Origin of the sequence: Paenibacillus marchantiophytorum (genome assembly GCF_014640555.1) — a bacterium.
Lineage (GTDB): Bacteria > Bacillota > Bacilli > Paenibacillales > NBRC-103111 > Paenibacillus_E > Paenibacillus_E marchantiophytorum.
This window is the reverse complement of the sequence record NZ_BMHE01000022.1, coordinates 1-20,668: the sequence shown is the minus strand read 5'-3', so window position 1 is coordinate 20,668 and position 20,668 is coordinate 1. Positions and strand designations below refer to the sequence as shown.

At 47.3% G+C, this 20,668-nt stretch carries 19 protein-coding genes; 17 read left to right on the top strand and 2 right to left on the bottom strand.

Features of this window, described 5'->3' with window-relative positions:
• Window positions 1-2: 2 nt before the first annotated feature.
• From IEY34_RS20005 to IEY34_RS19965, 9 genes are all read left to right on the top strand, one after another.
• Entirely contained in the window at window positions 3-1,439 is a 1,437-nt protein-coding gene (locus IEY34_RS20005; RefSeq protein ID WP_189014420.1) for a S41 family peptidase, read from the top strand.
• A gap of 5 nt (window positions 1,440-1,444) precedes the next feature.
• Window positions 1,445-3,496 carry a DNA mismatch repair endonuclease MutL gene (gene mutL, locus IEY34_RS20000; protein ID WP_189014419.1) on the top strand — a complete coding sequence of 684 codons (2,052 nt, stop codon included), beginning with the start codon at window positions 1,445-1,447 and terminating at the stop codon, window positions 3,494-3,496.
• Window positions 3,497-3,557: 61 nt separating this feature from the next.
• Window positions 3,558-4,277, top strand: coding sequence for a class I SAM-dependent methyltransferase (locus IEY34_RS19995; protein WP_229757739.1), 720 nt, complete (start codon window positions 3,558-3,560; stop codon window positions 4,275-4,277).
• Window positions 4,271-5,239 carry a tRNA (adenosine(37)-N6)-dimethylallyltransferase MiaA gene (gene miaA / locus IEY34_RS19990; protein ID WP_189014417.1) on the top strand — a complete coding sequence of 323 codons (969 nt, stop codon included), beginning with the start codon at window positions 4,271-4,273 and terminating at the stop codon, window positions 5,237-5,239. The genes IEY34_RS19995 and miaA overlap by 7 nt, the downstream gene beginning before the upstream one ends.
• 67 nt (window positions 5,240-5,306) lie before the next feature.
• Complete coding sequence (gene hfq / locus IEY34_RS19985) at window positions 5,307-5,546, top strand: RNA chaperone Hfq (protein WP_056620871.1); 240 nt, start codon at window positions 5,307-5,309, stop codon at window positions 5,544-5,546.
• 144 nt (window positions 5,547-5,690) lie between these two features.
• A complete protein-coding gene (locus IEY34_RS19980) occupies window positions 5,691-8,294 on the top strand; it encodes a transglycosylase domain-containing protein (protein WP_189014416.1) in 2,604 nt (867 codons plus the stop codon).
• Window positions 8,295-8,351: 57 nt separating this feature from the next.
• Complete coding sequence (locus tag IEY34_RS19975) at window positions 8,352-9,077, top strand: peptidylprolyl isomerase (protein WP_189014414.1); 726 nt, start codon at window positions 8,352-8,354, stop codon at window positions 9,075-9,077.
• Window positions 9,078-9,127: 50 nt separating this feature from the next.
• Window positions 9,128-9,787: an alpha/beta hydrolase gene (locus tag IEY34_RS19970; RefSeq protein ID WP_189014412.1), complete on the top strand. Its 660-nt coding sequence runs from the start codon at window positions 9,128-9,130 to the stop codon at window positions 9,785-9,787.
• Between the two features lie 6 nt (window positions 9,788-9,793).
• Window positions 9,794-10,486, top strand: a complete 693-nt coding sequence (locus IEY34_RS19965; RefSeq protein ID WP_189014410.1) for a YdcF family protein — start codon at window positions 9,794-9,796, stop codon at window positions 10,484-10,486.
• Between the two features lie 70 nt (window positions 10,487-10,556).
• On the opposite strand, the gene IEY34_RS19960 is transcribed toward IEY34_RS19965, so the two are convergent.
• Together IEY34_RS19960 and IEY34_RS19955 are read right to left on the bottom strand one after the other, a co-directional pair.
• Window positions 10,557-11,426 carry an SDR family oxidoreductase gene (locus tag IEY34_RS19960; RefSeq protein WP_189014408.1) on the bottom strand — a complete coding sequence of 290 codons (870 nt, stop codon included), beginning with the start codon at window positions 11,424-11,426 and terminating at the stop codon, window positions 10,557-10,559.
• A 35-nt stretch (window positions 11,427-11,461) separates the two neighbouring features.
• Entirely contained in the window at window positions 11,462-12,262 is an 801-nt protein-coding gene (locus IEY34_RS19955; protein WP_189014406.1) for a GNAT family N-acetyltransferase, read from the bottom strand.
• 122 nt (window positions 12,263-12,384) lie between these two features.
• On the opposite strand from IEY34_RS19955, the gene IEY34_RS19950 reads away from it, so the two are divergent.
• The 8 genes from IEY34_RS19950 (at window position 12,385) to efeB (ending at window position 20,091) form a co-directional block, all read left to right on the top strand.
• On the top strand, window positions 12,385-12,864 hold the full coding sequence (locus IEY34_RS19950; RefSeq protein ID WP_189014404.1) for a GNAT family N-acetyltransferase: 480 nt from the start codon (window positions 12,385-12,387) through the stop codon (window positions 12,862-12,864).
• A gap of 15 nt (window positions 12,865-12,879) precedes the next feature.
• Window positions 12,880-13,881, top strand: a complete 1,002-nt coding sequence (gene lplA, locus IEY34_RS19945; protein ID WP_189014402.1) for a lipoate--protein ligase — start codon at window positions 12,880-12,882, stop codon at window positions 13,879-13,881.
• Between the two features lie 26 nt (window positions 13,882-13,907).
• Window positions 13,908-14,534 carry a histidine phosphatase family protein gene (locus IEY34_RS19940; protein ID WP_189014400.1) on the top strand — a complete coding sequence of 209 codons (627 nt, stop codon included), beginning with the start codon at window positions 13,908-13,910 and terminating at the stop codon, window positions 14,532-14,534.
• A 27-nt stretch (window positions 14,535-14,561) separates the two neighbouring features.
• The gene (locus IEY34_RS19935) at window positions 14,562-14,867 is read left to right on the top strand and encodes an antibiotic biosynthesis monooxygenase family protein (RefSeq protein WP_189014398.1); all 306 of its coding nucleotides are present in this window, start codon (window positions 14,562-14,564) and stop codon (window positions 14,865-14,867) included.
• A gap of 86 nt (window positions 14,868-14,953) precedes the next feature.
• Window positions 14,954-15,931, top strand: a complete 978-nt coding sequence (locus IEY34_RS19930; RefSeq protein WP_189014396.1) for an AAA family ATPase — start codon at window positions 14,954-14,956, stop codon at window positions 15,929-15,931.
• A gap of 174 nt (window positions 15,932-16,105) precedes the next feature.
• Window positions 16,106-17,587: an FTR1 family iron permease gene (locus tag IEY34_RS19925; RefSeq protein WP_189014395.1), complete on the top strand. Its 1,482-nt coding sequence runs from the start codon at window positions 16,106-16,108 to the stop codon at window positions 17,585-17,587.
• 43 nt (window positions 17,588-17,630) lie between these two features.
• On the top strand, window positions 17,631-18,797 hold the full coding sequence (locus IEY34_RS19920) for an EfeM/EfeO family lipoprotein (RefSeq protein WP_189014393.1): 1,167 nt from the start codon (window positions 17,631-17,633) through the stop codon (window positions 18,795-18,797).
• 28 nt (window positions 18,798-18,825) lie between these two features.
• Window positions 18,826-20,091, top strand: a complete 1,266-nt coding sequence (gene efeB, locus IEY34_RS19915) for an iron uptake transporter deferrochelatase/peroxidase subunit (RefSeq protein WP_189014391.1) — start codon at window positions 18,826-18,828, stop codon at window positions 20,089-20,091.
• Window positions 20,092-20,668 lie beyond the last annotated feature (577 nt).

Here is a 20,668-nt window from a genome sequence, read left to right as displayed (position 1 = left end):
ATATGAACAAACAGCCAAGAATGAAAACGATGAAAGTATCCTTAGCGTTAGCGTCGGCTCTAATGACGGTACTGCCTGTCAGTGCCATCGCACAAGAAGATTTGCAAACGCAGCAAGTACGGGAAATTATCGGCAAATTGCATGTCAGTGGCGTGACAGAAGAAGCGCTCGCGAACCAAAGCATCAAGCAAATGATCGAAGGATTGAAAGATCCATACACCGTCTTTTTTAGTCAAGAAGAGTATGGTCAATTCTCCAATTCCTTGGAAAATAATTATGTCGGGATGGGCGCTCGCATCGGGATCGATGACCAAGGTGTCTATTTATCCGAAATTTTTGCTGGCTCGCCGGCCGAAACCGCTGGTTTGAAGCGTGATGATTATGTGCGTGCTGTCGATGGCGTCACAGCCTCCAAAACGTCGATTGATGAGGTTCGGAACAAGATTGTCGGCGTGGAAGGTTCCAAAGTGAAAGTAACCGTTGAACGGGCTGGTAAAGAACTGACCGTAGAATTAACGCGCAAAGGGGTTAATGTCCCAGAGGTGTATAGTAAAGCTTTGACCAATGGCGTTGGATACATTCAAATTACGGACTTTTCCAGTGATGCAGATGAGGATTTTGATAAGCAGCTCCAGGATCTCCAGGCCAAAGGCTTGAAATCTTTAATTGTCGACGTTCGCAACAACCCAGGCGGATTGGTCGATACGGCGCAGAACATTGCTAAGCATTTTGTCAAAGAAGGCGTTTTGATTCATACGAGAGATCGCAACGGTGTAGATGATCCTGTCACCATCACGGGTGGATCAGAGTTGAATATACCGGTGTATATATTGGCGAATGAGAACAGTGCAAGCGCATCTGAGGTACTGTCGGGCGCCTTGCAGGATTACAAAGCAGCGAAAGTTATTGGGATGCAAACGTATGGCAAAGGAAGCGTTCAGCAGCTTTTCCAACTGGATAACAAAAGTGCTTTGAAGGTAACAATTGAAGAGTACCTGACACCGAATAAACGCAAAGTGAACAAAGTGGGGATTACCCCGGATATCAAAGTAGATGGATCTGCCGCTCAATTGATTACCGCGTTGCAGGTCGCTGGCATTTCAGATATTAACGTGGAAATCACGAAACATACGGTGACGTATAATGGCAAGGAACTGGCAACCGGTTTTGGCACTTTCCATGAAAAAGGCAAATTGTTTGCCAATACCCGTGGGCTTGCCGCACTCGTTGGAGCCACCATCACCTGGAATGCAGCGAATCATACGGTTGACATTGCCGACAGCAAAGGCACACATGCCATTCCAGTTGAAGAGGATAAATTGATTATCGAGAATGGGATTAGTTATATCAATGTGGATCTTTTTGATGATTATTTTCCACAACTGAAAGTGAATGACCAAGGAGAGAATGTTTCCATTCGCGCTGTAAAGGGGAACTAGGAAATATGGGTAAAATTCAGCTTTTAAGTGAACATATCGCCAACCAGATTGCTGCAGGGGAAGTGGTGGAACGCCCATCCTCTGTAGTCAAGGAGTTGGTTGAGAACTCGGTCGATGCCGCTAGCACGCGGATTGACGTGACGATTGAAGAGGGCGGCCTGCAATTAATCCGTGTGGCGGATAATGGCTCGGGGATGGCCTTGGAAGATTGTGAATTAGCCTTTCAACGCCATGCGACAAGCAAAATTGCCACGAGCAAAGATTTGTTCTCTATTCGCACGCTAGGCTTTCGGGGGGAGGCGCTGCCCAGTATTGCCTCTGTATCGAGACTCGAGTGTGTCACTAGTTCAACGAACGATGGATTGGGTCGGAAAATTGTCATCGAAGGCGGCACGATTCGCAGCGTGGAAGAAACGGCCGCATCTCGTGGGACGGAAGTCACCGTACGGGATTTATTCTATAACACGCCGGCTCGGTTGAAATATATGAAAACGATTCAGACGGAGCTTGGACATATCTCTGATTATTTGTACCGCTTGGCGCTAGCGCACCCTGGTGTTGCTTTCTCCTTGAAGCATAATGGCAATACACTGCTCCAAACACTTGGCAATGGGGATTTGCTGCAAGTTATTGCAGGCATCTATGGCACAGCCATTGGCAAGCAAATGCTGCCCATCCAAGTGGACAGCTTGGATTACACCATCTCAGGCTTCGTCGCGAAGCCTGAGATGACGCGCGCGAACCGCGGCGGAATCTCGACCATTGTGAATGGTCGTTATGTGCGCAATTTCGCGCTGAATCAAGCGCTGCTGCAGGGGTACCATACCCTGCTGCCGATCAACCGCTTTCCCGTAGCGGTGCTGCAAATCGGGATGGACCCGTCCTTGGTGGATGTGAACGTGCATCCTTCCAAGCTGGAGGTCCGCTTCAGCAAAGAAGCGGAATTGACGGCGCTTATCGAAGCGGAAGTGAAGCGCTTGTTTGGTCGGCAGGTCTTGATTCCGCAAGGCGTCAAGCCGGCCGCTCCCAAAGGGGCGTACGTTCAGGAGCAGCTGGATCTGTCGCGGACGTTGGAGCCGGACTCGGCGCCCAACCCGCTGTCAACGACGACAACACAGAGCGCCACTCCTGTTTCGATGCCGAGTCAACGAGAGGCAAGCGGTATCGGCCAGTCCGTGGTGTCGCCGCAGATCAAAGAAATGGTTGCGCCATATCGGCAAGAATCGCTTAAATCGCGTGAGACCGTTGCCTGGACACCTCCTGTTCAGACACCCAGTAGCACGCCAACTACGCCAAGTACGCCAAACTCAAGCAATGCGAACACATATCGAGCAGCTTCTGCATCGACACCGTCCTACTCGCCTCCTGTCAGCAATCCAAGAAGCACGTCCATTCAGCAGCAGCGCCGTACGAATGAAGCGTTTATGGACTTGCTGCCCAAGATGCAGGACAGTGAGGCACCCAAGCTGCCGGCATTTCCGCGATTGGACCCGATCGGCCAAATGCACGGCACCTATCTGGTCGCGCAGAACGAAGACGGCTTGTTCTTGATTGACCAGCATGCAGCCCATGAGCGTATTAACTATGAATATTACTATGAGCGTTTTGGCAATCCTGCTGAGGCAAGCCAAGAATTGCTCGTTCCGATAACGTTGGAGTTTACGCCAGCGGAGGCAAGCCTGATTGCGGATAAATTGTCCCTTTTTGAACAGGCTGGCGTGTATATGGAAGCTTTCGGCGGCAATACTTTTCTGGTGCGCGCTCATCCCCATTGGTTCCCGTCCGGTGAAGAGAAAGGGATTGTGGAAGAAATGTGCGAATGGGTGCTCAGCGAGAAGAAGGCTGTTGATATTGCCAAGCTGCGGGAGAAGGCGGCCATTATGTGTTCCTGCAAGGCTTCAATCAAAGCCAATCAAGGGCTGAGCGTACTTGAGATGGAAACGTTGATCGATCGTCTTGCCAGCTGCCGTAATCCTTATACATGTCCGCATGGACGGCCCATTGTTGTCAGTTTTACGACTTATGAACTGGAAAAAATGTTTAAGCGAGTGATGTGAAAATGTGTTAGTCACAACTTCTTATAATCCATCCCCTGAATTATGGGGTAAGGCGGGGCGGTTGGCTGCTTCTTATAACGGCCGACTTGTTCCCCGCAAAAAGTATGCTTTGGAACATCTTAGGCGAAATCATCAGGATAATGCCCTTCTGCTTGTGACGAGGGATGAGATCAGGTACTATGAAGATGAACATCCTGCGTATTTTTTTCACCCGAGTATGGCACTCGTTCGTGTTAAACGGATGCAGCGAGGCGAGTCAGACCTCTTGATTGAGGTGTCAGGCGCCGCAAGCGGCCATGTCATCGTGGACTGCACGGCTGGCTTGGCATCGGATGCCATCGTTTTTTCTTATGCGGTTGGCTCGCAAGGAAGCGTGACTGCCATTGAAAGTGAAGACATACCAGCGATGCTGATACATGAAGGGCTAGCTGTTTATGAATCCGAAATTGCTGAGCTTAACGAAGCTATGAGGCGGATTGAAGTCCGTAAGATGCAACATCTCGCTTATTTGCAGCAGTTGGCTGATCAGAGCGTGGATATCGTCTATTTTGATCCGATGTTTCGCAATCCCATTGAGGAATCGCAAGCGATATCTCATCTAAGACGCAGCGCGAACGATGATGCGGTCAGTTTAGCATCGATCTCAGAAGCAAGACGTGTGGCCCGCAAGAGCATCGTGCTCAAAGAGAACAGAAACAGTCAAGAGTTTGCCCGGCTCGGATTCGAGCATGTGTTACGATCGACGACCAAAACAACCTATGGAGTGATTCGACTGTGTTAGCCCCATCAGCCAAGCCGAAATTACTCGTGCTGCTTGGTCCCACGGCAGTTGGCAAGACGAAGCTGAGCCTGGAAATTGCCCAGCAATTTGGCTGCGAAATTATTTCCGGAGATTCCATGCAGGTTTACCGCGGGATGGATATCGGAACGGCCAAAGCTAGCGCTGCCGAGCAGAAGCTTGTCCCGCATCATTTGATCGATATTCATGATCCTTCGTATCCCTTTTCGGCTGCCGAATTTCAGGAGCGTGTGAAGGATTTAATTATGGATATCCATTCGCGCGGCAAGCTGCCATTTATCGTTGGAGGAACAGGTCTCTATATCGAATCCGTCTGTTACAACTATCAGTTTACGGATGTAAGTATGGATGAGGCGTTCCGCCAAGAACAGGAAGCGTTCGCGCTCTCTTATGGCGATGAAGCCCTGCATGAGAAGTTGCGGCAGATTGATCCAGGCAGTGCGGATCGTCTGCATGCCAATGATCGCCGGCGTGTTATACGAGCCCTTGAGATTTATCATATCTCGGGTGAAACGATGTCTGCCCATTTGGCAGCCCAGATCAAAGAATCGCCCTACGAACTATGTATCATTGGTTTAACAATGGATCGTGCGCTCCTATACAAGCGTATTGAAGAGCGAATCGACGCGATGATGCAGGAGGGCCTTATTGAAGAAGTTCAATCCCTTCTAGCCGCTGGCTGTCCGAAACAGGCGATTTCGATGCAAGCACTCGGATACAAAGAAATTGTGGGGTATCTAGAAGGCGAAATGAGTCTTGATGAGGCTGTTACCTTGTTAAAGCGTGATACGCGCCGATTTGCCAAGCGACAATTGTCCTGGTTTCGGCATATGAAAGACATTCATTGGGTAGATGTTACGGATTCAGCAAATTTTTCTGCCCATTTCCAAATTATTAATGATATACTAGCAGGAAAGTTTGTACATAAAATTGAATATAATTAACAAATATCACCATTAGAAAATAGCGCCTTCAGGGCGATAGTTTCATTCCATTAAGGGGGACCTACTGATGAACAGATCCATTAACATCCAGGACAATTTTCTTAACCAACTACGCAAAGAAAGCATTCCCGTCACCGTCTATTTAACTAATGGGTTCCAAATCAGAGGCCTAATTCGTGCTTTCGACAACTTCACCATCATCATTGATAGTGAAGGGCGTCAACAAATGGTTTACAAGCATGCGATCTCAACCTTCACACCGCAACGTGCTGTTTCACTCATGGCTGCGGCTGAAGCAACGGAATAAGATCTTCTTCGCTTCGTTCGTTTTGCAACTTTTCGATGGACTGAATCGTCTAACCGAATAGAAACTTGTGGGAGCAACCTTGTTTAAGGTTGTTCTTTTGTTGGTTATTAGATAAAGAAATGAACAACGGGGGAGTCGGTGGATTTGGAGAAACCTACGAATAAGCAAACTACAACGAGTACGAAATCGAAGCCACAAGGCAGCAATAAAGGCTCCAAGAAGAAGGGGTTTAGCTTTCGTAAGTTGATTATGGGAACCATCATTGCAGGTATATTAGCTGTTATCTGTGCCTTAGCCATTTATATCGTCGTTATTATGAGTGGTTTCAAGATTCTGGAGAGCAACATTGATAAAATTGAAACGACAAATGAATCCACGCTTATTTATGCCCAGGAAGAAGGCAAAGATAAGGATGGGAAAGATAAGCCGCCAACCGAAATTTCCAAAATCTACAAAGGCGAGAACCGTGAAAGCGTCAATATTAAAGATGTGCCTGAGCGCTTGAAGCAAGCCTTCATTGCCACAGAAGACCGCCGCTTTGAGCAGCACGCAGGGGTCGACTTCTGGGCGATTGGCAGGGCTCTGGTCAAAGACGTGATACATATGAGCGCAGTAGAAGGCGGAAGCACAATTACGCAGCAGCTTGCCAAAAATGTGTTTCTCAGCTCGGAGAAAACAGCGTTCCGTAAAGGTACGGAAATGTCAATTGCTTTTGCACTGGACGAGAAGTATACGAAGGATGAAATTCTTGAACGGTATTTGAACCGGATATTTTTCGGGAGCAATGCTTATGGAATTAAAGCGGCAGCCAAGGTTTACTTTGGCAAATCGAACCTGAATGACTTGAAAATCTGGGAAATGGCCACACTCGCGGCCTTGCCTAAGGCGCCATCGAAATATTCGCCAATCAAGAATCCGGATCTGTCCAAAGAGCGTCGTGCGGTTGTGCTAAGACTGATGACGGATCAAGGCTATATTACCGAAGCGGAACGTGTAGAGGCAGCGGCTGTTGATTATGTGGCGCCTGCGGCTTCAACACAAGGCTCACAAGTGTATGCTTCTTATGTTGATTATGTGATGAATGAAGCCGAAGATATGTATGGCATTGATGAGGATGAATTGCTGACAAAAGGCTATCGTATCTACACGTCAATGAATGTGAATGCTCAAAAAGTGATGGAGCAAACGTACGCGAATCCAAAATTCTTCCAAGCAGATGCTTCCGATGGCGAGAAGATTCAAAGCGCAATGGTTATCATGGATAATAAAACGGGCGGTTTGATGGCGATGATTGGCGGTCGGGATTATAAATCGAGGGGCTTCAGTCGGGTATATTCCAAAAGACAGCCTGGCTCCTCGTTTAAGCCGATTGCTGCTTACGGACCTGCTTTGGAAAGCGGGAACTATACGCCTTACTCCATGATGGACGATACCCAAACGTCATTCGGCAATGGAACTTATACGCCTCGCAACTATGACCGGATTACACATGGGCAAGTAACGATGTTTGAGGCTGTTAAGAAATCCTACAACTTGGCTCCTGTCTGGTTGTTGGACCAAATTAAAGTGACGACCGCATTGAAATTTGCCGAAAAGCTAGGCATTAAGTTAAATGAGAAGAATGATCGCAACTTGGCTATCGCTTTAGGCGGTTTGAGCGATGGCGTGTCGCCGCTTCAAATGGCAGCAGCTTACACGGCTTTTGCGAATCAAGGCGTGCAAAACAAAACGCATGCTATTCTCCGAATTACAGACGCGCACGATAAGGAAATTGCGGTCTATAAGCCAGAGAAGAAACAAGTGATCCAACCGAAAACCTCTTACTATATGACACTGCTGTTGCAGGGGGTAGTTGAGAAGGGCGGGACGGGGACACAAGCGAAAATGAACCGTCCGGTTGCTGGTAAAACAGGAACGACAGGCTTGGATATCAAAGGCTTGGAGAAATACGACCGCGATGTGTGGTTCGTCGGTTACACGCCGGAGTGGACAGCGGCCGTGTGGGAAGGCTTCGACAAGGTAGATGCCAAGCACTACGTAACGATCGGCAGCGGAAGCCCGTCTTCCATTTTCAAAGAAGTGATGACGAAGTCCTTGGATGGTCGTCCGGTAACGAATTTCGTGAAACCGGAGGGTGTTCAGGATTTAACTGAACCGCCAAGCGGCATTGCCGATTTAGTGGCTGTCTATGTGCCTGAAACGAAATTAGTGCAAGTCACATGGGCATCACAAGGAGACAAGATTGCTTATCGACTGTTCCGTAAAGGTGCCAATGAACCTGAGGCGAAGATGATCATTCAAACGCCGACGCCAGGTATTAACGATACCTCGATGAGCAGGGGAGACACGTATCAATATTATGTTGTTCCCCTTAATTTGGAAACGAATATTGAAGGCGCCAAATCGAATGTGGCAACGGTCGAGATACCCAAGGATGACACACTGCCTGGCGGCGTAAGTCCTTCACCATCACCAGGTGTCTCGCCATTACCTTCGCCTTCGCCATCACCTGGGAATGGGAAAGATCCCCTTGTTCCTTCGCCTTCGCCGGGAACCAAGCCAACACCATCGCCAACGCCTTCGGGTAAGCCTGGTACGAGTCCAACACCTAGCCCAACGGCGAATCCGAATCCGAATCCGAGCCCAAGTCCGAGTCCATCGCCTTCTCCGGCGAATAAGCCTGTTGATGGACCGGCAGATAAGCCCAAGGATGGCAAAGAGGACGCACTTGCACCGAAAGCACAATAACGAATACGCCAGCTTAACTGCTGGCACACCAACTAACTTATTCTTGGAGGAAACCACATGAACTTGTTTAAATCAACGAAGCTGCTTCCCATCGCATTAATTGGATTGACTTTATTCGCCTCAGCATGCGGCAATAAACCTACAGAATCAACTGGCGGCACAGCTACTCCCAAAAGTGGAGCAACAACAACGGCTCCAACAGCTACGCCAGCGACTTCCGCAGCAGCTTCGCCTGCCACCGGAGCAGCCAAGCAATGGACGAAGGCACCTGAGATGATGATTGATGTCAAAAAAAAATATCAAGCTGATATCGTAACGTCCAAAGGCTCATTCACGATTGATCTATTCGCTGATGAAGCGCCGAAAACGGTAAATAACTTCGTTTTCTTGTCCAAAGAAGGGTTTTACAACAACATTACGTTTCACCGCATTATCAAAACGTTCATGATTCAAACGGGAGATCCCAAAGGCACAGGCACCGGCGGACCGGGATATAAATTCGCTGACGAATTGAAAACGACGCACAAATATGAAGCAGGCATCGTAGCTATGGCGAATTCCGGCGCGAATACAAACGGCAGTCAGTTTTTCATTTGTTCCGGTGATGATAGCGCAAATCTGAACAAATCGCCGAATTATTCTATTTTCGGAAAAGTAACAGCGGAAGGCATGGCCACGATTGCCAAAATCGCGGAAACGCCAGTAGAGATGGGCGGAGAAGCTACGCCATCCAAGCCAAAGGAGAAAGTGACGATTACTTCGATCACGATTAAAGAGAAATAGTCAATTCTAGCATAGATATTTACTTAGGATGAGTTGGGAGATGATGCCGAGTGAAACAGCCCTGTTTATTGTTCCACGGTTTTACAGGCGGGCCTTACGAAGTCGAACCGTTAGCTCGGCATTTGCGTGAACGCGGACAAAGTTGTGAGGTTCCGAATCTGCCTTGGAATGGGGATTCTTATCACCACTTGAAAGCTTCTCATTGGGAAGATTGGGTGCGGGCGGCTGAAGCTCATGCCCAGAGCATGACCACGAGACACGGTACTTTTGATATGATTGGCTTCTCCATGGGGGGACTACTTGCCGCTTATTTATCCGTCAGATATCCGATCAGAAAACTTATTCTGCTGAACACAGCAGTTATATATGTCAGTCCCGGACGAATGCTGGAAGTAATTCGCGATGAGTGGAAGTACCAACGGAAAGTCAGTCTGGTGAAAGCCACATCGACCCCGCTTAGAGCAACCTGGCAATTCACTCGACTGGTACGGCATCTGAAACCGGAATTAAGTCAAGTGAACATACCGACTATGATAGCGCAGTCCGAAAAAGATCAGGTGATTCATCCGCAAAGCGCACGCTACATTTATAGCAAGCTTAGAGGGCCACGCGAGATCCATTGGCATCCCAGATCCAATCATCTGATTTGTCATAGTGACGATGCACCGAATTTGTTTCGTCAAGTTAGCGTATTTTTGGATAAGGAGTAAACGTGCATGGCAGCGAAGGCCCCTATGAACAATAAACAAAGAACCGTTGCTCCAAAATCTAAAAAAGCTGGCAAATTACCGAAATCAAAGCATAGACGCACGTTTACTAACTTATTTCGTCTAATCGTGATTGTTTTCTTGCTAGGTGTTGCCTGGATTGCTTATGTGCAATGGAAAGTACAAGTAGCTCCCAACCAACCTTTACCGGATCAGGTCGATGTAGGGATTGTTCTGGGCGCCTCTTTGCGGATGGATATCCCGAGTCCTGGGCTGCAAGAACGCTTGGATTTAGCTGTGAGTTTATATAAGCAGGGTAAATTCAAACAACTGATCGTTAGCGGAGGGTTGGATCATAACGGATCTAAGCTAACAGAAGCGGAAGGCATGCGGGATTATTTGGTGAAACAAGGATTGCCTGCCAAAAGCATTCTGCTGGAGCCTAGAGCAACCAGCACTTATGAAAATCTGCTGTTCAGCAAGCAAATTATGGATAAGCAGGGTCTGGTGAGTTCGATTATCGTCACCCATCAATTCCATGGTTCACGCTCGTTGGACATTGCTGAAACGATTGGCTTGAAACAACCAATAGTCTCCTCAACGAAGTCTGAGGTGCTGTTCATGCCTTATCATGAGGCAAGGGAAACATTGGCGTATACGAAGTGGTTTTTGACGAAAATGCGGCTCAAAGCTGGCGTGTAAGCCATAATAAAACAGAGACTGCTCTTAGGTTTTCACAACCTGTTGAGACAGTCTCTATTTGTGTTGCGGGTTAGCCGTTGACGATCGTCCCGCCGTTTACATGCAGAACTTGTCCCGCCATGTAGGAAGAATCCTCGCTAGCCAGAAAGACGTAGCTGGCAGCGAGCTCACTCGGCTGCCCTGCGCGCTTCATCGGTGTGGTCGAACCGAAGGTCGCCACTTCCTCCGCCGTGAATGTAGAGGGGATGAGAGGCGTCCAGATCGGTCCTGGAGCAACGGCATTCACGCGAATGCCCTTGGGGTTTAATTGCAGCGACAGAGAGCGCGTGAAAGTCACGATGGCGCCTTTGGTTGCTGAGTAGTCAACCAGCTGCTCATGACCGTGATAGGCTGTAATAGACGCTGTATTAATAATGGCACTCCCTGATTTCAGATGGGGAAGTGCCGCTTTAGTCAAATAGAAAAATGAGAAAATATTCGTCCGGAAAGTCCGTTCCAACTGATCGGCTGTAATGTCGGCAATGCTCGGTTGAGGATGCTGTTCAGCGGCATTATTGACCAAGATATCGAGTTTGCCAAATTGTTTCACAGCCTGCTCAATCACCTGTTTGCAAAAGTTTTCATCCCCGATGTCTCCAGCGACGTGGAGACACTTTCGTCCAGCTTGCTCTACGAACGAGTGGGTCTCTTCCGCATCGCTGTGCTCGTTCAGATAGACCAGCACAACATCAGCGCCTTCTTTGGCATATGCGATGGCTATGGCTCTTCCGATTCCGCTGTCGCCTCCCGTGATGAGTGCGACCTTATCCTTCAGCTTACCGGCTGGCTTGTAGTGTGCCTGATCAAACTCAGGCCGAGGGTTCATCTGCGACTCGATCCCAGGCTGTTGATTCTGATGCTGCGGCGGGAAAGCAGGTTTCTCTTGCGTTGTTGTTGCCAAGTTGCACGGCTCCTTTCATCCTATCCAATTCTAGCTTAGGATGATGCAAAGGAAGGTAAATCATTCTTCACGCGGTAATGATAGCCGAATCTCGGTTGATAGCCAAGCTTCTCGTACAAATGAATCGCTGGTTTATTGCTGGTGATCACCTGCAAATATTGCTGCACAGCCCCTTGGGCGATACTCCACTTGGTTAATTCATCCATCAGCAGGTAACTGATTCCTCTGCCGCGGAAGTTCTCATGGACTACGACGTTAACGAAACCAGCCCAGTCGCCTTCTACAATGGCTGTTCCGAGCGCGATGATTTGACCATCTTGCTCGAGCTTGACGAACCCTTTCGAATCAGGCATTCTATCAAATAGACCCCTATAGAAAGTTCTCCGTTCTTCAGGTAACTGTTCTAAGGCAAGGAAAGCATCCAGCCATTCCGTATCCGCGGCGCCTGAACATGATGCTGAAATACCGATAGATGTTCTTTGATTTATTCGCTGGCTTGTCTGTTCCGCTGCATATTGACTGGATGCGATCATGAGGAGACACGGGGTATCGAGAACATAGCCTTGACTTGCCAGCAGCTCATCCAAGCCCTCTGGAGATGCACTGCTCACATGAAAAGCAGCAGGCAGCCCTTTGGATTGATAAAATTGCTCGATGTGTTCCAACCAGTTATCATTGGAGGGAAAGCCGTTGATAGCCAGCACGCTGTTGGCACGTTTGGTAACGCCGCGAGAAGCCCTTAGCAGCCAATGCTCCACCAAGGTTGAGGTTTCAGAAGGCCATGTGTTTGCCGCAATGAGATCAATGTGTTGACATAAGGCAGTGTCGCTGTTCAAAAGGGATCATCTCCTATATATGAATACATACAATATTAATAAATATACAATTTTATGCATAAAAATTCAATGATGCTTGTTGGAATTGCCAACTCACATTGTAGAAGCGGGAGATGCTGCAGTTGGATATTAGCATAAGAACAGCGCAATTAGACGATTATGAGGCTGTCAATACCATCATTTATGCAGGTCAGGAGGAGCACGCGGATGCGCTTCCGGATCGTTTTGCCCGCTTGGATCGTGTGGTGGCGATGGGGTGGTATCGCAGTTTTGCAGATCAGCACAATAAAGCGATACTTGTTGCCGAATCGCAGGGCAGGGTTGTTGGTGTTGCTATGCTTGAAATGAAAAAGAGTCCTTCCTATGAAGCTTTGGTGCCGCGCACCTATGCTTATCTCAATGAATTAGCTGTTTCCCCCGATGCTCAGCGGCAAGGCATTGGCACAGCGCTTTACAAATCTTCGGTTAGTTGGGCTCAAGATCGGGGTGCGTCAACGCTGGAACTCAACGTCTGGGAATTCAACGAGCGGGCTATCGCTTTCTATCAATCCCTCGGGATGCTTACTTTGAATCGTACCATGTCAATGAATTTATCACTTTAATAAAGGAGCAAACCGATGCTATTCATTCATAATGAAGGAATTACGGACCCGCGCATTAATCTAGCCATTGAGGAGTATGCCCTGAGACATCTTCCTGCGGAGGAGAGTTACCTTCTCTTTTATATTAACGAACCCTCCATTATTATTGGCAAAAATCAAAATACATTGGAAGAAATCAATCCTGAGTATGTCAAAGAAAACAATCTGCATGTGGTTCGCCGACTATCCGGCGGCGGAGCCGTCTATCATGATTTGGGCAATCTCAATTTCAGCTTCATCACCCAAGATGACGGCAATTCGTTTCACAATTTCCAAAAGTTTACGGAACCGGTTGTTGCGGCTCTTCACAGCCTTGGGGTAGAAGCGGCTTTAACTGGACGCAATGATATTCAAGTAGGCGAACGTAAAATTTCGGGCAATGCCCAATTCGCGACCAAAGGCAGAATGTTCAGCCACGGGACTCTTTTATTCGATTCGGAAATTGAAAATGTGGTATCGGCGCTTCGTGTGAATGCCGACAAAATTCAGTCGAAAGGGATCAAATCGATTCGCAGCCGTGTGGCTAACATTGTGGAATTGTTGAAAGAACCGATGGTGATGGAACAATTCCGCGCGAAACTGCTTACTTTTATTTTCGGAGTCGATGCTGACAAAGTGCCAACGTATATCTTAACGGAAGAAGATTGGGTCCGCATCCATGCGATATCTGAAGAACGTTATCAGAATTGGGATTGGAATTATGGCAAATCTCCACGCAGTACGGTGCAAAATTCCAAACGCTTCGAAGGTGTAGGAACCCTTGATGTGCGTCTGGATATTGAAGAAGGCCATGTGAAGCAAATTAAAATCTATGGCGACTACTTTGGAGCAGGGGATGTGGCCGAGCTGGAGGGAATCTTGCAGGGCTGTCGATATGAGGAGTCTGCCGTTAGAGAACGATTGGTTGACATCGAACTGCGTCGCTATTTTGGCGCGCTGGATCAGGATTCTTTGGTAGCTTTGCTGCTGATGGCATAGTTGATTGTGAGGGAGGTATTCAAGCAATGACCAAGCTTTATTTGATTCGTCATGGTGAGACGTTGTGGAATATTGAGCGGAGAATGCAGGGCCATCTGGATTCACCGCTTTCAGCGCTAGGTGAGCAGCAAGCCGCTTGGTTGTCTCAAGCGCTCAGCGACATCGAATTCGATGTTGTATGTGCAAGCAGCAGCGGGCGCACGCGGCAGACTGCAGAGATCATCAAGGGTTCGCGTGACCTGCAAATCCATGTTTCTGACGACTGGAAAGAAATGAATTTAGGGGCCTGGGAAGGTCGGGTATCGGCAGAAATTGAGGAGTTGGAACCAGACAATTTCCATGCCTTCTGGCATGCTCCTCAGCTGTACAAGTCTACGAATGGTGAATCCTACGAGGATTTGCGAGATCGGGTCATACCTGCGCTTACACAATTGCTTAACGAGCATGCAGGAAAAACGATCGCATTAATTTCTCATACGGTTACCCTAAAGATGATAATGGCTTATTTGGAACGAAGAACGCTTGCAGAGCTGTGGAACCCGCCCTATTTTCATCCGACTTGTTTAAGTATTGTTGAATTTATGGATCAAGAACCCAACATTCGACTTCATGGGGATACGTCCCATTATCAAAAAGAAGCGTTTGGGTATTAATGATAGGATTTGAAGGAGGACGTCACTATGATTCTTGAAGTTGCTATACTACCCGTTATTGCGGGGAAGAATGCCGAGTTTGAAGCCGCTTTTCGACAAGCCTCATCGATTATTTCGTCGATGAAAGGCTATCTTTCACATGAATTACAAACCTGTTTGGAAGACCGTAACAAATATTTGCTGCTTGTGAAGTGGGAAACGCTGGAAGATCATACAGTTGGTTTTCGCGGGTCAGCGGAATATCAAGAATGGCGCAAACTGCTGCATCATTTCTATGATCCGTTCCCTGTCGTGGAACATTATACGCCTACCCAAGCCTATATGCCGGAATAAAGGCGATCGCGGTCTAAAATGGATGATACGAGCGTAGGATGGATGGATACGAACCATTAAACCATCCTGTAAACGAGGTGATCCTCATGAGTGGTCGAAGCTTGCCATCCAGACAGATCAACATCGTCTTGCGGCAGCCTGAACCTGGCACGCATAGGCGGTCGGTCGATGGTGTGGGCGACCCATTGAACGCTTCGCCGCTGGCTGATTCCGAGCCTCATCTGAATGGAAAAAGGACGCCAATGGAAGGTCCTCTCTCGGATATTTTCAAAGAGCTGGCCCAATTGATTGGTCTCGATAATGTCAAAGAGCTCGTTCACGAAATTTATGCGCTGCTCCAAATTGCTCAGTTCCGCGCAGAAGCAGGTTTGATCAGCAACGCCCACGTATATCATATGATATTCAAAGGCAGCCCAGGCACTGGCAAAACGACTGTCGCCAGGTTGATGGGGCGCATGTTCCATGCGATGGGTGTCCTGAGCAAAGGTCACTTTATCGAGGTGGAACGCGCGGATCTTGTCGGTGAATACATTGGGCATACGGCTCTTAAGACACGTGAACTGATGAAAAAAGCGATGGGCGGCATTCTCTTTATCGATGAAGCTTATAGCTTGGCGCGGGGTGGAGATAAGGATTTCGGGAAAGAATCAATTGATGCGCTGGTTAAAGGTATGGAGGATAAAAAGAATGAATTTATTCTTATTCTAGCCGGCTATAGCGATGAAATGGATCAATTTCTAGCCACGAATCCTGGGCTGCCTTCGCGGTTTCCGATACAAATTGATTTTGAGGATTATCCGATTGATCAATTGATTCAAATCACGGAGCTTATGGCCAAAGACCGCGAGTATGTGCTGCTGCCGCAGACCCTTGTGAAGTTGAAACAGCATTTAATAGAAGAAAAGGCATCGACTTGGCGGGCATTCAGCAATGCGAGATATGTCCGCAACATCCTGGAGAAATCAATGAGGCATCAAGCTGTAAGATTGCTAAGCCAATATGTCAATGCGCCTTCGAAGATTGAATTGATGTCCATCCGGCCGGAAGATATGAAATTTAAATGAATTTCTTCAAGCTATTTAACTTATTTTAAGTTAAATAGCTTTTTTTCGTTATAAAGTAATTGACAGAAACGTCGATCGGAGTAAAATAGACAGAGTGAACTTTTAAGGTGATAATGATTATCAGTATTATCTATGGTTAATTTAGGGTATTTAAGATAGGGAGTTGTGGGCTACATGCGTAAAGTTTTTATGGCGAGTTGGATCGCATTAGTGATGTTCATGGCTATCCCATTTACAGCGAACGCGGCTGCAGAGAATGATTTGGCTAAAGCGGATGAAGGTATTGTGAGTGCTATACAAGCGGCTGAAAGTGGCAAGCTGGAAGATGCATCCCAATTGTTTGACACGTTTCAAATGAATTGGTTGACCTATGAAGAGGGAATTAAACAACGCTCATTGGCAGCTTATCAAAAGATCGAACAAGCGATGGGCGAAGTGTCCTTCCAAGCCTTGAAACAGCCTGTTGATGCGGCTAAGCTGGTTGCTGGCCTGAAAGTTTTGCATAATCTGAATCAAAATTTTATTGATGGAAAGTTGGATGCTTTCGGCAAAGTAGCTAAAAGTGACGGTAATGTTACGGTAGCTAGCTTGCTTACCTTGCTTGAAAATGCGTCTAATCAGCTCAAACAAAATGATATGGCCGGGGCTGCAGAAAGCATTCAGACTCTGCGAAATTCTTGGCTGCAAATCGAAGGTATTGTGCTTACACAATCTTCAACGGTGTACACGTCAATGGAACGTGACATGGTTACAGCCTATGCGCAATTATCAGCTGGGCCCGCGCAGGCAAGTGATGCAGCGACAACGATTGCTCGTATGCATGCCAATCTGGGGCCATTAGCAGCGAAAACCAGCTATTCAATGCTGGATGCTACGACTATTCTGCTGCGTGAGGGTTTAGAAGCGCTGCTTGTTGTTATCGCGTTGCTTGGATTCTTAACGAAATCTGGTCATGCGGATAAGAAAAAGTGGATTTGGTATGGTGTCATTGGAGGCTTGGTGGTCAGTATTGCTTTGGGAATCGTTGTTCAACAGCTATTCTCGGCAACGGCCTTTGGCAATAACAACTTTTTAATCGCGGGCTGTACGGGTATTTTTGCCGCTGTGATGCTGCTTTATATGAGCTATTGGCTGCATAGCAAATCCAACATTTCGAATTGGCAGCAGTATATCCGGGATCAAAGCGTCAAAGCTCTGGCTACGGGAAGTTTGGCTTCACTAAGTGTGCTTGCTTTTCTGGCCGTTTTCCGGGAAGGCACGGAAACCGTTCTATTCATGATTGGCATGGCGTCCTCAATCTCATTGAAATCTTTAGTTGGCGGTATCGCGATTGGCGTTGCTATTCTCGTGATCGTTTCACTCTTAATTTTGAAGATTGGATTAAAAATTCCGATGCGTCCATTTTTCCTCGTTTCTAGTTTTTTTGTTTTCTATCTCTGCTTCAAATTTGCTGGGATGGGCGTTCACGGACTGCAATTGGCAGGTTATTTGCCAGCAACGACAGCTTCATGGCTTCCTAGCTGGGATTTAGTTGCCTTGTACCCCACGTTAGAGAGTGCAATTCCACAGTTTGTTCTGTTGTTGGCAGCAATCTTCGCGGTTCTCAGGGATCGTTATAAAACGATTCAATTTAGAAATACAGCTTTAAACAAATAAATAAAAAACCTATAAATAGAAACATACGGAGGGGACTTTTTCCATGAACAAACGTCAACAACTCATTATACTTACAGCAGCTACAGCTTTGGTGCTCGCAGGTTGCGGCAAATCAGAAACAACAGAGGTAACTAAGGTTCCTTTTAAAGATGGTTCAGCGGCATTGGCGACAAGTCTTGAGCAATTGAAAACACAATTAGATGCAAGCAAAGTGAAAGATCCTAAGAAAGTCTCTTCCCAACTGGAAAATCAGTGGGCTAGCTTTGAAGATGAAGTGAAACCGAAATTCCCAGAGCTCTATTTTAAAGTGGAAAAATTCTTAATCCCTCTGGAAGCAGGTTTGAAGCAAGACAAGCTGGACTATCCAACCTTGACGGCGCTAAGTAACAACTTGAAAACAACCATCGCAGAGCTGACAACTTCCTTCGCTGATAACAAAGGCGCAGTAAATAAAGATGTGATTGCGGCTTCCAAAGAGCTTCAAGAAGCGGCAAAGGCGTACAACAAATATGTACAGGACCAAGGCAAACAACTGGTCACTCTTCTGGAACAATTGGATGCGGCTGTGAAGAGCGGCGATTTGAAAAAGGCACAAGAAGCCTATGGACAATCCCGGATGCCCTATGAGAGAATTGAGCCTATCATTGAGAAATTCAGCGAGTTGGATGGGGTCATGGACGCTCGCGTTGATGATTTTAAAAATGAAAAAGATCCTGCATTTACTGGTTATCACCGCATAGAGTATTTGCTGTTTGTGAAGAAAAATGTGAAAGATGCAGAAACATATTCTGCACGATTACTAGAAGACGGCAAGAAAATGCAGCAGGCCATTGCTTCAACAACCATTGAATCATCCGATTTCATTGCCGGCGTGGGTGAGCTGATGGAAGAAGCGCAATCCAAAAAAATTACAGGCGAAGAAGAGCGTTGGAGCGGCGCGACAGTCCCTGTTATTCGGGCGAACGTAGAAGGCGCACAAGCCATCTATGATCTGGTTAAAGGTGAATTGAAGAAGAAAGACGCGGCTCTGGATGAGAAGATCAGCAAAAGCATGAATACAGTTATCGAGGCCATGAACACTCTTTCACCTGTAGGTGCGACTTGGACTGATTTCAGCAAAATTGAACAATCCAAACAAGTAGATTTGAAAAATAAATTAGAAGCCTTGGCTGAACCGCTTGTCAAAATGCCAGGCACTTTAAGTAAATAAATAAAGATTGTGAAGGGGTGTCACGGGTATGGGGGATAAAATGAATCGCCGTGCTTTTTTGGGGATGACGGCTGCGGGTGCTGCCGGTGTAGTATTAGGAGATTTGCTGGGGAAAACCAAACAAATTCTGCCTGGCGGTTCTCAGGTGGCAACCGCGGATGTTGCGAATGAAACCATCTCATTCTATGGTGCCCATCAAACCGGAGTCGTAACTCCTGCCCAGAACTTCGCTAATATTGCTGCTTTCGATGTTACAACATCGGACGTGAAAGAACTGCAAGAGTTAATGAAACAATGGACGGAGATGGCGGCAACGTTAATGGCTGGCAAGCCATTGGCTGCAGAACCGCAAGATGCCAAGTTTCCTCCTACAGATACCGGTGAACAAATCGGCCTAGATACGGGGAAGTTGACCATTACCTTCGCCGTGGGTGCAACGCTGTTTGACAAAGAGGGCGTAGACCGATTCGGTCTGCGTGCGAAGAAGCCTGCTGGCCTGACCGAAATGCCTATTTTTCACAAAGATACGTTACAAGAGCAATTAACACACGGGGATATCGTGATTCAGGCTTGTTCGGACGATCCGATGATTTGCTTCCATGCGATACGCAACTTAGCCAAAGCGGCACGCGGGGTTGCTCATCTGCGTTGGCAGCAAACCGGACAGCTCGGCGTGAAATCGCAAGGCACCAAGAGGAATCTGTTTGGATTCAAAGACGGTACGAATAACCCAGCGCTCAATGATGAGAATTTCATGAAAAATAATGTATGGCTGGAATCAGGTGATGGCGCTGCCTGGTTAGCCGGCGGCACGTACATGGTCGTTCGACGTATTCATATGCGGATTGAGACGTGGGATCAGCAGACCTATTCCGATCAAGAGACGATTATAGGCCGTCAGAAGGTATCTGGGGCTCCGCTAGACGGTCATGCAGAAATGGATCAACCGAAATTCAGTGAGGATGATCAAGGGAAGATGACAGCCTTGGATTCTCACATCAGGCTTTCGAATCCACGAGCAGGCGAAAGTTCAGAGCGAGAACGGATTCTGCGCCGCGGCTACAATTTTATGGAGAATCTAGACGATGTGGGCCGCATTAATGCAGGACTGTTGTTCGTCTGCTTCAATCGGAATATTCAAACGCAGTTTGAATCCATCCAGAAGCGCTTGACAAACCCTAAGCTTCCTGATCAAATGTTAGCCTATACTGATACAACTGGCGGAGGTTATTTCGCTGTTCTGCCTGGCGTCACGGCCAAAGGCTCCTATCTGGGTCAAGGTTTGTTTGCCTAACTTGCTTAACTAGTAATGAAATGCTGAGGCTGCCATCAAGGTATCTACCTTGAGAGCGCCTCTTTTTAACATTTATATATGTTATATGTTATGGAGTAATCGAGGAATTACCCGAGCTGTCTCGCGCGGAGATGAGGGAACAGCAGGGCGCTATTTTAGCATTAGCAAATAGTCCTTATAGGCGTGGTTGGGGAACTCTAGTTAACTCCAGTGCGCTATTTCAGCAAATAGTGACGATATCGCGAGGTTGTGGGAACTCCAGTGCGCTCCAGTGCGCTAATCCAGCAAAAAGTGTCCATATAGGCGGGTCGAGGGAACTCCAGTGTGCTATTCCAGCAAATAGTGACGATATCGCGAGGTTGAAGGAACTCCAGTGCGCTAATCCAGCAAAAAGTGTCCATATCGCGAGGTAGAGGGAACTCCAGTACGTTATTTCGCTGTTTGAAGGGAGATTTCCAGAAGCTTTGCAAAAAACCTAACATGAATATTTCGTTAGAATATATTCCTAAATATGTAATTAAATGATGTATTTTTCTGGACAAAACACAAAAAAACCCCTAAGGTCGAGTTACAGACA

Excerpts from the sequence above, each read along its gene's own strand:
- IEY34_RS20005 (WP_189014420.1), top strand. The coding sequence starts at position 3 with ATGAACAAACAGCCAAGAATGAAAACGATGAAAGTATCCTTAGCGTTA.
- IEY34_RS19940 (WP_189014400.1), top strand. The coding sequence starts at position 13,908 with ATGACCAAGCTTTATTTGATTCGTCATGGTGAGACGTTGTGGAATATT.
- mutL (WP_189014419.1), top strand. The coding sequence starts at position 1,445 with ATGGGTAAAATTCAGCTTTTAAGTGAACATATCGCCAACCAGATTGCT.
- efeB (WP_189014391.1), top strand. The coding sequence starts at position 18,826 with ATGGGGGATAAAATGAATCGCCGTGCTTTTTTGGGGATGACGGCTGCG.
- hfq (WP_056620871.1), top strand. The coding sequence starts at position 5,307 with ATGAACAGATCCATTAACATCCAGGACAATTTTCTTAACCAACTACGC.
- IEY34_RS19925 (WP_189014395.1), top strand. The coding sequence starts at position 16,106 with ATGCGTAAAGTTTTTATGGCGAGTTGGATCGCATTAGTGATGTTCATG.
- IEY34_RS19965 (WP_189014410.1), top strand. The coding sequence starts at position 9,794 with ATGGCAGCGAAGGCCCCTATGAACAATAAACAAAGAACCGTTGCTCCA.
- IEY34_RS19935 (WP_189014398.1), top strand. The coding sequence starts at position 14,562 with ATGATTCTTGAAGTTGCTATACTACCCGTTATTGCGGGGAAGAATGCC.
- IEY34_RS19930 (WP_189014396.1), top strand. The coding sequence starts at position 14,954 with ATGAGTGGTCGAAGCTTGCCATCCAGACAGATCAACATCGTCTTGCGG.
- IEY34_RS19920 (WP_189014393.1), top strand. The coding sequence starts at position 17,631 with ATGAACAAACGTCAACAACTCATTATACTTACAGCAGCTACAGCTTTG.
- lplA (WP_189014402.1), top strand. The coding sequence starts at position 12,880 with ATGCTATTCATTCATAATGAAGGAATTACGGACCCGCGCATTAATCTA.
- IEY34_RS19975 (WP_189014414.1), top strand. The coding sequence starts at position 8,352 with ATGAACTTGTTTAAATCAACGAAGCTGCTTCCCATCGCATTAATTGGA.